Genomic DNA, 12,944 nt, shown 5'->3' on the forward strand with positions numbered 1-12,944 from the left:
ATAGGGTTTTTGTCGTTTAGTTGGTTAGAATTAGGTTGATTGCCGGTTCATAACCTTTCACTTTTTCCGCTATGCCGTTGGTCTCTTTTACTTGTTTATTCCATTTTCCGCCCGAAAAGGTAAAAAGCGCTTCTCTTTCTACATAGTTATAAAGGATAAAGGGATAATAGGTTTTTAGAATTTGTGTGGTTTTGGTATTCTGGTCTGTAATGGTTTTTTCTTTTTTGTTTTTTTCTATCATTAACTTTTCAAAACCAACGAAAAGACCATTTTTTGGCATGACCAAATTATAGTCGGACAAGTCAATTTTATTACTTCTTGTGCCATTTTTTACCGAAACGATTAAATCTTTTTTGAGCATTTCTTCACCGGGAAAACCATTAGCATCAACTCGGTAAAACCGAATTTTAACCGTCGCGTCCTCAATTCTGCTGTCGGTATTAAGCATTATTTTTTTGATGTATTTTGTTTTTTGATAGGCCAAATTGTACGGAAAATATTTAACGTCTATTCTTGGTCCGTTATCAAAAGCCTGAGCAACGGTGTTCTCGGTTTGGCCAATGACAATCCGTTTAGTTTCAATACTGTTTGATATAACGACTTCCTCTAAATCAAATGCTTTTGAAGAGAGCAAAACTTGAGCGGATTGTGAAGCTTTTATCGTTTTCTTTTCATAGCCTAATGCTGAAAAAATAAGGTTTTTATTGGCGGAAATATTGAACGAAAAAGTGCCATCTTCCTCAGAAGTGGTGGCAATATTTTCATTTTCGACCCAAATATTGACATACGAAATCGGTTTGCCGGTAAGACTGTCTTTAACGACGCCTTTGATTTGGGCGGAAACCCAAAATGTTTTTAAAAATAAGACAATAATTAAAACCGTTAATTTCATTCCTTTAGTTTGCTTTTTAGCCCTGATGCCGAAATTGTTTGAGCTCGTAACGCAGTTACAGCGAGTTTCGGTAGCAGGAAAATGGATTACAAAAATGCCCGAGCCTCCTGCCTGCCGGCAGGCAGGTTCGCTCCTAATGATTAAAGAAATCAGCAATCTTTCTATCGTTAGCCAATCTTGGCAATTTGTTTTGTCCACCGAGTTTTCCGATGGATTTCATATAGTCTTGGAAACCATTTTTGGCGACTTTGGTAATGACAAGCGTTCGCAATACGTTGCCTACAATCAAATCGTCATAGTAGGTGTTTTGTTTGCGCATGGCATGGTCAATTCTTAGGGCAAAATCTTCTATGTTTTCCGGTTCGTTTTCAAATTCGATGAACCATTCGTGATAAGGCAATCCATCGCTTGGCGTGATTTGTGGCGCGACGGTAAATTCATTGACCCGAACAGTTGTTCCTTGCATGGCTTCTTGCAAAGCGCTTTCGACTTCTTTACCAATCACATGTTCGCCAAAAGCCGAAATATAATGTTTAATTCTTCCTGAAACGATAACACGATATGGTTTCAAACTCGTGAACTGAATGGTGTCGCCTATATTGTAGGCCCAAAGTCCGGCATTGGTAGAAATGATTAAAACGTAATTGGTTCCCAATTCGACTTCGCCTATCGTATAACGCCTTGGTTTCTCGGTGAAAAATTCCTCTGCTTTGACAAATTCGTAGAAAATACCTGAGTTCAAAAGCAATAACATCCCTTTTTCTTTTTGAGAATCTTGGTAAGCAAAAAAGCCCTCGGAAGCCGGAAATAACTCGATAGAATCGACTTTTCTTCCGATTAGGTTTTCAAATTTGGCGCGATATGGTTCATAATTTACGCCGCCGTAAATGAATAAATTGAAGTTTTTGAAGATGTCGCCAACGGGTTTTCCTCCTTTTTGATGCAGTTTTTCAAAATACATTTGCACCCAAGAAGGAATGCCGGAAATGACGGTCATGTCTTTATTAAAAGTTTCTTGAACAATCGCATCCACTTTGGTTTCCCAATCTTCTATGCAATTGGTTTTCCAACTCGGCATGCGGTTTTTTTGCAAATATTTTGGCACAAAATGCGCTACAATTCCGGAAAGCCTTCCCAGTTTGATTCCGTTTTTTTCCTCTAAAATAGGACTGCCTTGCAGGAAAATCATTTTACCATCAACGAAATCCGCTTTACCGGTTTCGTGGATATAACTTAGAATAGCATTTCGTGCGGCTTCGATATGAAACGGCATGGATTCTTTAGTGAGTGGAATGTATTTTGCGCCCGATGTTGTGCCCGAAGTTTTGGCAAAATAAATCGGTTTGCCTTTCCAAAGGATGTTTTCTTCGCCTTTGACCACTTTGTCTACATAAGGCCGTAATTCCTCATAATCTCTTATCGGAACTTTAGCGGCGAAATCTTCAAAGGTTTTGATGTTTAGGAAATCGTGGTCGTTACCAAACAAGGTGAATTTGGCTTGACTGATTAAATGATTCAAAACTTTTTGTTGGGTTTCAACAGGTTTTGAGGCCCACGCTTGGGTCTTTTTGTAAATGCTTTTAGCCAATAATTTGGCTGCTATTGATTTGATTGACATCGTTAATCGTTTGGGAATTTTTTTCTAATGGCTCTTTCGGTGGCAAAAAACAAATACGCACAAGCAATAATTACGGATGAGAAGCCTAAGCTTAATTGAAAACTTTCATTCAAATTAACCAAAACATTCAAGGGAGATAAAGCAATCAAAACCAATCCGGATTGCACCATTTTTATACCGGAATACCGTTGTGCAAAATCCCAAACCTGTTGGTTTTTCATAGATGCTCTAGTTCTGTAACCGTATAAATAGTTTATTTTTTTGGGTGGAAACACTAATGTTATCAATGCGGCTAAGACAAAAATAGTTCCTGTTGTAAAAGGAATAAACAAGGTTTGCTCACTAATATTATTCAAAATTTCTTCCATATTATTCAAAGGCAATAAAAATACTTGGATCAATTGGATAACCGTCTTTCCACAATTCAAAGTGCAAATGCACACCGGTTGATTCTTGTCCGGTTGAGCCTGCTAAGGCAATGACTTCGCCGGTTCTTACGGTATCGCCTTGTTCTTTGGTTAACGATGCGGCGTGTTTATAAGCGGAAATAAATCCGTTGTTGTGTCTTATGATGACTACGTTTCCGGTCGTTGGTGTCCAATCGGCAAAGATTACCGTTCCGCTTAAAACCGACTTGATTGGCGTGTCTTTGGCTAATGCTACATCAACGGCATAGTGTTTATCTTTTGGGTTAAACTTCTCGGTTATCATCCCTTTTGCCGGTGGAAAAAACACCACGCTTACTTTGGGTTTTGCCTTTTCAAAAAGATTGTATTTGTCTTCTCGGGCGACTTGTTCTCTAAGTAATAAATCGGCTTCAGTAGGTTGTAAATCTTCCTCAGAAACAGGTTCTAAATTAGTCGCGGTAATTGAATCTTTGCTGAATTTGGCAAAATCTAAATCGCCGGTCAAAATCTTTTTGATGGAAGCAATATAAGCTTCATTTTTCTTTAAGGCATTGCTTAAGGAATCGGATTTGAGGGCTAATTCGGTCGCATCTCTTTTTAATTTAGTGGAAGCGTAGCCCGGAATATATTCGCGTAAAGGTGTAAAAGCAATGATATAAGTGGTAATAAAAATAATCAACAATGCACCAATACTCGCCACAACAAACACATTCATCAACGTTAAACGCAAAGAAAATACTTCTTCAAAAGTTTCTTCATTCAGGATAACCAAACGGTTTTTCGTGAATAGTTTTTTCTTGATGATTTTGCGCTTGAGCCGTTTTTCGGACATTGGTATTTGATTATACCACAAATATAGAAATTATATCTGCTTAAGATTTTATAAAGTTTAACGTTCTTTAATGGCAAAACAGAGACATCTATTAATTTATTTTCTACATTTGCCAAATATTTAATCTAATTCATATTATCATGACCTTTTTAACCATATTTCTTGGCGCAATTGAATTCCCGCAAATGATGTTGATTTTAGCCGTTATTTTATTACTTTTTGGAGGTAAAAAAATTCCGGAATTGATGAAAGGTTTGGGTAGCGGCGTGAAAGAATTCAAAAAAGCAGCTAAAGACGATACAACAGAGCCAAAAAAGGAAGAAGAAACAACTGCCACTAAAGAGTAACTTCTTTAAATTCCAATATTAAAAAATCCCAAATTCCAACTAATTATTGGTGTTTGGGATTTTTATTTTTTAGAATACCATCGTCAACTGAATTCTCTTTCGTTCTTCATCTACCTCAACGATTTTGACTTGAACGTGTTGGTGTAATTTGACCACTTCATTCACATCGGAAATAAAGCCTTCTTTGAGTTGGGAAATGTGCACCAAGCCGCTTTCTTTGATTCCGATATCGACAAAGCAACCGAAAGCAGTAATATTATTGACAATTCCGGGTAAAATCATGCCGGAGCGAACGTCTTTTATGGATTTTACATTAGGGTCAAATTCGAAAACTTTGGCCGCTTTTCTTGGGTCTAATCCGGGTTTTTCGAGTTCTTTTAAAATGTCTTTAATCCCTAAAATTCCGATATCTGAAGTGATATAAGATTCCGGCTTTATTAAACTGATTTTATCTTTTTTCCCGATTAATTCTGCCGTTTTTAAGCCTAAATCTTTTGCCATTTTTTCAACCACGGAATAAGCTTCGGGATGAACGGCCGAATTATCTAAAGGATTTTTTCCATCTTTGATTCGGATAAAAGCTGCGGCTTGTTGGTAAGCTTTGTCGCCCAAACGCGGCACTTTTTTCAGTTGCTTTCTGTCTTCAAACGGACCATTTTCACTTCGGAAAGCGACTATGTTTTCTGCCATTTTTTCCCCAATTCCTGAGACATAACTCAGCAATGATTTACTCGCCGTATTGATATTGATGCCAACCGAATTCACGCAACGAACTACGACGGTATCTAATTCTTCTTTGAGTTTGGTTTGGTCAACGTCATGTTGGTATTGCCCAACGCCTATAGATTTAGCATCAATTTTAACCAATTCCGCCAAAGGATCAGAAAGTCGTCTTCCTATGGAAACTGAGCCACGAACCGTTACGTCATAATTCGGGAATTCATCTCTCGCGATTTTACTCGCGGAATAAACCGATGCGCCGGCTTCTGAAACCACAAAAACCTGAACCTGTTTGTCAAAAGCAATTTTTTTGATAAAGAATTCTGTTTCACGCGATGCCGTTCCGTTACCGATGGAAATCGCTTCAATATTATAAGCATTCACCATCGATTTGATTTTCTTCATCGCCATCGTAGTTTCATTCTGCGGCTGATGAGGATAAATGGTTTCGTTGTAGAGCAAATCTCCTTTTTCATCCAGACAAACAATTTTACAACCGCTTCTGAATCCGGGATCAATGGCTAAAATTCGTTTTTCCCCTAACGGCGGCGCTAATAAAAGTTGGCCCAAATTCCCGGCAAAAACTTCTATCGCTTTGGCATCCGCTTTGGCTTTGGCTTCTTGTAACGTTTCGTTGGAAATGGCCGGTTCTAACAATCTTTTATAACTGTCTTTGATGGCTAAACGCAATTGGTCGGCCGTCTCGCGATTGTTTTTTATGGTATTGTTTTCGATAAATTCGATGGCTTCTTCTTTCTCGATTTCGACGTTTAACTTGACAAAACCTTCGGCTTCGGCTCGCAACATCGCTAACAGTCTATGCGATGGCGCTTTGGAAATGGGTTCGGCCCATTCGAAATATTGGGAGAATTTTTGAGCGGCTTCGTCGTCTTTTTTGGTTTTCACAACCTTAGTTTCAACAATCGCTTTTCTTTGAAACAAACGACGGAGATTTTTCCGGATAAAAATATTTTCATTAATCCATTCGGCGATAATGTCACGCGCGCCTTGTAAAGCATCGTCTTCATTTGGCACTTTTGCATTCAAATATTTGGAAGCGATAAATTCAATATCATCAGAATTTTGCGCCATGATAATTTTAGCTAAAGGTTCCAATCCGTTTTCGCGAGCGACATCAGCTCGTGTTTTCTTCTTCTTTTTATAAGGCAAATACAAATCTTCAATCTCTTGTAAATCGAAACTGTTTTCTATTTTGCTTTTCAATTCCGAGGTCAGTTGGCCTTGTTCTTCAATCGATTTCAAAACACTGTCTTTGCGTTTTACAATTTCGTCGTACTGTTTAGTTAATTTAGCAATGTTTTCAATAACGACTTCGTCCAAGTTTCCGGTTTGGTCTTTTCGGTAACGCGAAATAAAAGGGATTGTGCAATCTTCGGATAATAATTTTAAAGTGGCTTCGATACTTTTTGGTGAAGCTGCGACTTGGTTTTGAATGAATTGTATGCTAGTCATTTTTGTATATTTGGGCTAAATAAATGCAATGATAAAATATTTTTTCCTGCGGATTCTATTGTTGGTGCTACTTTGTTTGGGAAGTATTATTTTCTTCCTTGATTTTGAAGAGTTTTATCTTGCCTATGCGTTGAGTATTTACACAGGTTTATTTTTTTGGTCAGTTTTTTTATTGGTGGAAAGCTATTTTTTTCACAAAAAGTCTTTAAAACTTAAACGAAATTTTAACCTCTTAGCCGGTATACCAATTTTCCTGTTTATAGTCGTCAGCTTTATCCTATTTTGGAAAGCGCTTCACAGCTAATACATTGTTTTATGCTAAATTTTTTGAAAAGCCTTGCCTAAATTATCGATTACGTCGGTGATTAACATGCTTTCCTCGCTTTGGGTTTCTAGCGTAATATCGGCAGCCAACCCGTGAAGGTAAACGCCTAGAGTTGCTGCGTTTATCGGTTCGTAACCTTGGGCCAGAAATGCCGTAATCATTCCGGTTAATGCATCGCCAGAACCGCCTTTGGCTAAGCCCGAATTTCCGTTGGTGTTTTGAAAACTTTGGTGTCCGTTGGTGATAAAAGTTTTGTGTCCTTTTAAGACTATAATGCAGTTTAGTTCTGCGGCCTTTTCATTGGCTTTTTGTTGTCTTTTTTCAATTGAAAAATGAATGCCAAACAATCGGTCGAACTCTTTGACATGCGGCGTTAAGATTGATTTTGCAGGGAGTTTAGAGAACAACTTTTGGTTTTTGGCCAAAATATTGAGCGAATCCGCATCAAAAACTATGGGAAATTTTGCTGTTTTCATTACAAATTCAACTTTTCTTTCAGCTTGTTTGTCGGTTCCAAAACCCGGTCCGATGGCAAAAGCGTTGTATTTTTCCCAATCGTTATTGTCTTCCCGAAATTCAATCATCGCTTCGGGAATGGAAGTGAAAATGGCTGGCCTTTCTTTTTTGGGAATATTAACCGTTAACAAACCAACACCACTTCTTAAACAAGCTTTAGCCGAAATAATGGCTGCGCCCATTTTGGCTTTGCTTCCGGCGATAATCAATGTATGGCCGTGATTGCCTTTGTGTGAATCTGGCAGCCTTTTTTTGAAAATTTTTCGGATAAGATTTTGGTCAATGATAATCATTTTGAAACCTTTTTAGTCCTGAACTATAAAATCTTTTGGATCTTCTTTTTTAAATTCGGGTTGGATATTGATGTGATTGATGTTAAATTTAAGAAATAAAACCTGTTCTACTTTATGCAACAATTCATTGAATTCGCTCATTTTAATATCATTTGAACAATCTAAATGCGCTTCGAGGTGCAATTCTTCGTCGTTGAGATGCCAAACATGAATATGGTGCAATTTATTCACGCCGGGAATTTTATGTACTTCGCGAACCAATTCTTTGATGTCGATAAAATCAGGCGTGAAAAGCATCAGCATTTTGGTAGAAGTAATTAATAATTTGACTCCAACCACGATTAAATAAATAGCAATGGCAATGGTCATAACGCTATCAACCCAATACCAATCGTAGAATTTCATTAACAAACCGCCAACCAAAACCGCCACAGAAGCCATCATATCGGTTAGCAAATGCAAATAAGCCGATTTCATATTGATATTGTGTTCCGCATCTTTTCGGAGAAAAATGACCGAAAGCCCATTAACCACAATGCCTAACAAAGCCAACCAAATTACCAAACCGGACTCAATCGGATGCGGATCAATAAATCTTCCTATGGCGCCATAAATCAAAATAAATGCTACAATTACTAAGGTTGACGCATTAACAAAAGCCGCAATCAATTCGGCTCTTTTGTAACCAAATGTGTTGTTTATAGATGCTTTTCTTCTGGATAATTTGTGTGCAATTAAGCTAAAAACCAATGAAAGCACATCAGAAAAATTGTGTAAAGCATCGGATATCAGCGCCAAACTTCCCGAAATGATTCCGCCAACTACTTGTGCAATGGTGATAATCAGGTTTAGAATAATGGAAATAACCAAGTTTTTCCCTTGTACTTCGTGTTTGTGGATGTGTATTTCACTCATTGATTATCTCGATATGATTGTAAATTTCAAATCCTAAATCAAGATAAAAAAATCCAATCGGTATGTTAATGAAGATTAATAGAATAGAAAATAAGATAATTTTTCTATGCTTTTTTTCTTTAATGTAAAAATAGAGCAATAGGACGGTAAAAAAGCTATTTAACATAAAAGCAGCGGTTATGAAAAACAAACCTAAATAAATAATACCGTGATAATGAGTAATAAAATAGAGCGCAAGAATTAATGTCCCTAATAAAAAGGATAGTAAAGCAACTTTTCTACTTGCCGCATTAACTTCATTGAAATTATTTAAGTCGGATATCATTAGAGTTAATTACAACTTATTTTATCCACTCTTGTTGCGTGTCTTCCGCCTTCGAAAGCTGTATTTAAAAAAGTATCGACCATTTCAACCGCTTGTTGGATTGAAGTATATCTTGCCGGAATACTAATCACATTAGCATCATTGTGTTGGCGAGCCAGTGCGGCAATTTCTTTGGTCCAACAAAGTGCAGCACGTATTCCTTGGTGTTTGTTGGCCGACATAGCTATGCCATTTCCTGAACCACAAATTACAATCCCAAAATCGGCTCTTTTTGATTCTACATCAATCGCTACAGGATGACCAAAATCAGGATAATCCACACTGTCAAAAGTGTCTGTACCGTGGTTAAATATTTGATAGCCTTTTTGTTCTAAAAATGCGACGATGGCTTTTTTGTAATCCGGTCCGGCGTGATCGTTTCCGATAGAGATTTTCATGGTAAATTTTTTGCAGTTATAAGCACAAATTTAAGCAAACTATCGGTTGGATGCCTACTTTATTGTAACTACTTGATTTTAAAAACTTAAGTTTTTCTGTAGGTTGAGATATTTCTATAACTATTTGAAAATCATTGCATAAATATCAAGGCAAATGTTAAAATTTTAGAATGTTGATAGTGTTTCGCAAATCCTTGATAATCAGTTAACTTTAAATTAACACAGATTGTTAACAACTTTGGATAGAAAATTAGAAGTTTTTTAAGGTTGTATGGCTTTTTTTTCTAATCAAAAATTGAAACGAGAAAATCAAATTTAGTTTGGGCTTTTTTTAGAATACTTATCAATATTAAAAACATGGTTTTCAACAAAAATCAGCTATTAAACTTATTAAAAATTTACCTTGTTTTTTACATGTTAACAACTGTTGATAAAAATCAAAATTTGGCTCATTTTAAGAACTTTAGATTTGGTAAACGATGTTAATTTCTCTGTATAAGTTTACATAACTTTTAAAACACTGTCAATTCAAAAAAGTTATTACATCTATTAACACACTATAATAACCATCATAAATTTTAAATAATTTTAAAAATCGTTTTGTTGTTTTTAATATGTGTTGACAACTTTGAAATTTTAAACGATTTTTAAATTATTATTTAGGTCATCTAAAATAGTTTGAACGGCTTCGATATCATTCGGATGAATTTTTAATTGGATGCCGCCATAAGCCAAACTTGCGAGTGGATCTATCGAAACCAGGTTTTCATTTTGAAACAAATACGGAATACTTTCTCGGTCTAAAATGGTTTTTAAAACCATCACTTCATGAGCGAAATTAAAAGTAGCAATTGTTATAAATTCGGTCATTTTTTGTAGTTTTTATAAAGATACAAATTGTTATTTTTTAATTAAAACTAATCACTAATTACTATTTACTAATTACTATTTCGTAATTTTCAGCATTAATAGAAGAAATACAATGAGTAAGAAACCCAAAAAGTTCGGGAAAAACGAAAAGACATTTTCCGAGAAGATTTTTAAAATATTATCCAAGAATGCCAATAAACCATTCAACTACAAACAAATAGCTGCTATCCTTGAGTTGGATGATACCAAAAGCAGAAACGAAATCATCAAAGATTTAAAGATTCTAGCTGCTCAAAAACTGATTATAGAATCAGAACCGGGAAAGTATTTAGTCAAAGCTACCAGCCAAAAATATTACGAAGGAACCATTGACATGACCAGCCGAAAAGCCGGTTATTTTGTTTGTGAGGAATTAGAACACGACGTTTTTGTTCCGTTTGTTAATTTGAATCATGCTTTAGATGGTGATAAAGTAAAAGCTTATGTTTATGACCGAAGAAGTTCGAGAAAACCGGAAGCGGAAGTATTAGAAATTTTAGAAAGACACAAAGAAGAATTCGTTGGAGTTGTTGATATTCAAAAGAATTTTGGCTTTGTTACTACAGCAAATGCTAAAATGTACACAGATATTTTTATTCCAAAAAACAAATTAGGCGATGCCGAACACGGTGATGTTGTTTTAGTCAAATTAGAAGATTGGCCGGCAAAAGCGGATTCGCCTTTTGGTTCCGTGATTAAAGTTTTAGGAAAACCTGGCGAACACAATACCGAAATTCATGCGATTTTAGCCGAATATGGTTTACCATATGATTTCCCTATTGAAGTGGATGCTTTTGCAAATAAATTAGATACTTCAATCACAGCAGAAGAAATTGCCAAGCGTCGTGATATGCGAAAAGTGTTGACGTTTACTATAGATCCTAAAGATGCAAAAGATTTTGATGATGCACTTTCTTTTCAAGTTTTAGACAATGGAAATTACGAAATTGGCGTTCATATTGCCGATGTTTCGCATTATTTAAAAGAAGGAACAATCTTAGATGATGAAGCTTATAAAAGAGCTACTTCGGTTTATTTGGTTGACAGAGTGGTACCAATGTTGCCTGAAGTATTATCTAATTTTGCTTGTTCACTTCGACCAAATGAAGAAAAATATACGTTCTCCGCTATATTTCAATTGAATAACAAAGCGGAAGTTTTAGATTCTTGGTTTGGAAGAACCGTGATTTACTCAGACCAACGTTTTGCTTATGAAGAAGCGCAGCAAATTATTGAAACCAGATCAGATGTAATTCCGGCTGAAATTTCATTGATCGGAAAAGAATACAGAGTACCAAAGGAAATAGTTGAAGCGACTTTAAAAATGCAAGATTTAGCTAAAATTCTTCGGAAAAAAAGAATGGCTGATGGAGCGATTTCCTTCGATAAAGTAGAAGTAAAATTCAACTTAAATGAAGAATCAGAGCCGGTTGGTGTTTTCTTCAAAATTTCGAAAGATGCCAATCATTTGATTGAAGAATTTATGTTGTTGGCCAACAGAAAAGTAGCCGAATTTATTGGAAAACAAAAGAAAACTTTTATCTATAGAATCCACGATGAACCCAACGAAGACAAGTTAATTAACCTTCAAACGGTGATTTCAAAATTTGGGTATTCGATTAACATGAAATCCAAACAGGATATTTCTAAATCATTGAATAATTTATTGAATGAAGTCAATGGTAAAAAAGAACAGAATTTAGTAGATACATTAACCATTCGAAGCATGAGCAAAGCCAAATATTCTACGGAAAACATTGGCCATTATGGATTAGCTTTCGATTTTTACAGTCATTTTACTTCTCCAATTCGACGTTATCCTGATGTAATGGCGCATCGTTTATTACAATATTATCTCGATGGTGGCAAAAGTGTGAGCCAAGAAGAATACGAAGAAAAATGTGCCCATTCCAGTGATATGGAAGGTTTGGCCGCACAAGCAGAAAGAGATTCTGTGAAATACATGCAAGTGAAATACATGCAAGATCACAAAGACCAAGAGTTTTTAGGGGTAATTTCAGGTGTAACCGAATGGGGAATTTATGTAGAGATCATCGAAAACAAATGCGAAGGCATGGTCAGAATCCGAGAAATCAAAGAAGATTATTATACGTTTGATGAGAAACAATATGCTTTGGTTGGTCAAGCGACGAATAGTATTTTACAACTCGGTGATGAAGTTTATGTCAAAGTAAAAAATGCCGATTTGGTTAAGAAACAATTAGATTTCCATTTCATAAGAAGAAACGAGTAAAAATGAAAAATTTAGTTTACAGTTTATTAGTATTCAGTTCGATAGCCTTCGGACAAGTAGAAAAAAAAGTAGGTGATTTTACCAAAGTAACTTCCTTTGACCAGATTGATGTTTTCTTGGTAAAAAGCAATGAAAACAAAGTAGTTATTGATGGAAAAGAAGGCAATGAAGTTGAATTAGTGAATAAAAACGGCGAATTGAAAATCAGAATGCCATTGGATAAATTATTGGGTGGCGATCATATTTCGGTAACGGTTTATTTCGAAAATATTTCAGCTGTTGAAGCCAATGAAGGTTCCAGAATTGGTTGTGGTGACTTATTAGAATCAATTAGTTTTGATATTAATGCCAAAGAAGGATCAATAATAAAATTGATTTTAGCAACCGAAAAATTAAACGTTCGCGTAGCCAATGGTTCCAAAATTACTTTAGAGGGAACGGCTGAAAATCAAGATGTTTTAGTGAATTCGGGTGGAATTTATGAAGCGGAAAAATTAAAGACTGAACAAACAACCATTACCGCCAATGCCGGCGGACAAGCAGATATTTTTGCTACCAATTTGGTTGAAGCCAAAGTTCGTGCCGGTGGCGACATCACCATTTACGGTAAACCTAAACAAATCAACCAAAAAGTTATTGCCGGCGGAAGCATAGAAGAAGCAAAAGAGAAATAGTTTTAAA

Annotated in this window: 12 protein-coding genes; 3 read left to right on the forward strand and 9 right to left on the reverse strand. The window is 35.9% G+C overall.

Going from position 1 to position 12,944, the window contains the following annotated elements:
- Positions 1 to 16 precede the first annotated feature (16 nt).
- The 4 genes from ACK4HO_RS00695 to ACK4HO_RS00710 all read right to left on the reverse strand — a co-directional run bounded on the left by ACK4HO_RS00695 (position 17) and on the right by ACK4HO_RS00710 (position 3,749).
- Positions 17 to 892 (reverse strand): carboxypeptidase-like regulatory domain-containing protein, encoded by an 876-nt coding sequence (locus ACK4HO_RS00695; RefSeq protein ID WP_409661121.1) that lies wholly within the window; start codon positions 890 to 892, stop codon positions 17 to 19.
- Between the two features lie 133 nt (positions 893 to 1,025).
- Positions 1,026 to 2,510: a GH3 auxin-responsive promoter family protein gene (locus tag ACK4HO_RS00700; RefSeq protein ID WP_409661123.1), complete on the reverse strand. Its 1,485-nt coding sequence runs from the start codon at positions 2,508 to 2,510 to the stop codon at positions 1,026 to 1,028.
- Between the two features lie 2 nt (positions 2,511 to 2,512).
- Positions 2,513 to 2,878, reverse strand: a complete 366-nt coding sequence (locus tag ACK4HO_RS00705) for an SdpI family protein (RefSeq protein ID WP_409661126.1) — start codon at positions 2,876 to 2,878, stop codon at positions 2,513 to 2,515.
- 1 nt (position 2,879) lies between these two features.
- Positions 2,880 to 3,749 carry a M23 family metallopeptidase gene (locus tag ACK4HO_RS00710; RefSeq protein ID WP_409661129.1) on the reverse strand — a complete coding sequence of 290 codons (870 nt, stop codon included), beginning with the start codon at positions 3,747 to 3,749 and terminating at the stop codon, positions 2,880 to 2,882.
- A gap of 140 nt (positions 3,750 to 3,889) precedes the next feature.
- On the opposite strand from ACK4HO_RS00710, the gene ACK4HO_RS00715 reads away from it, so the two are divergent.
- Positions 3,890 to 4,096 (forward strand): twin-arginine translocase TatA/TatE family subunit, encoded by a 207-nt coding sequence (locus ACK4HO_RS00715; protein WP_409661132.1) that lies wholly within the window; start codon positions 3,890 to 3,892, stop codon positions 4,094 to 4,096.
- A gap of 69 nt (positions 4,097 to 4,165) precedes the next feature.
- Here ACK4HO_RS00715 and ACK4HO_RS00720 read toward each other — a convergent pair whose 3' ends face one another.
- The 5 genes from ACK4HO_RS00720 to ACK4HO_RS00740 all read right to left on the reverse strand — a co-directional run bounded on the left by ACK4HO_RS00720 (position 4,166) and on the right by ACK4HO_RS00740 (position 9,970).
- Complete coding sequence (locus ACK4HO_RS00720; protein ID WP_409661135.1) at positions 4,166 to 6,289, reverse strand: Tex family protein; 2,124 nt, start codon at positions 6,287 to 6,289, stop codon at positions 4,166 to 4,168.
- Between the two features lie 318 nt (positions 6,290 to 6,607).
- A complete protein-coding gene (locus ACK4HO_RS00725) occupies positions 6,608 to 7,423 on the reverse strand; it encodes an NAD(P)H-hydrate dehydratase (protein ID WP_409661138.1) in 816 nt (271 codons plus the stop codon).
- A gap of 12 nt (positions 7,424 to 7,435) precedes the next feature.
- A complete protein-coding gene (locus tag ACK4HO_RS00730; protein ID WP_409661141.1) occupies positions 7,436 to 8,338 on the reverse strand; it encodes a cation diffusion facilitator family transporter in 903 nt (300 codons plus the stop codon).
- A 330-nt stretch (positions 8,339 to 8,668) separates the two neighbouring features.
- Entirely contained in the window at positions 8,669 to 9,100 is a 432-nt protein-coding gene (gene rpiB / locus ACK4HO_RS00735) for a ribose 5-phosphate isomerase B (RefSeq protein WP_409661144.1), read from the reverse strand.
- Between the two features lie 636 nt (positions 9,101 to 9,736).
- Entirely contained in the window at positions 9,737 to 9,970 is a 234-nt protein-coding gene (locus ACK4HO_RS00740; RefSeq protein ID WP_409661147.1) for a DUF2007 domain-containing protein, read from the reverse strand.
- Between the two features lie 112 nt (positions 9,971 to 10,082).
- Between ACK4HO_RS00740 and rnr the strand changes: the two genes are divergently transcribed.
- Both rnr and ACK4HO_RS00750 read left to right on the forward strand, forming a co-directional pair.
- Positions 10,083 to 12,263, forward strand: coding sequence for a ribonuclease R (gene rnr / locus ACK4HO_RS00745; RefSeq protein ID WP_409661150.1), 2,181 nt, complete (start codon positions 10,083 to 10,085; stop codon positions 12,261 to 12,263).
- 2 nt (positions 12,264 to 12,265) lie between these two features.
- Positions 12,266 to 12,937 carry a head GIN domain-containing protein gene (locus ACK4HO_RS00750; protein ID WP_409661152.1) on the forward strand — a complete coding sequence of 224 codons (672 nt, stop codon included), beginning with the start codon at positions 12,266 to 12,268 and terminating at the stop codon, positions 12,935 to 12,937.
- Positions 12,938 to 12,944 lie beyond the last annotated feature (7 nt).

It is taken from the genome of Flavobacterium sp. (assembly GCF_046296355.1).
Taxonomy (GTDB): domain Bacteria; phylum Bacteroidota; class Bacteroidia; order Flavobacteriales; family Flavobacteriaceae; genus Flavobacterium.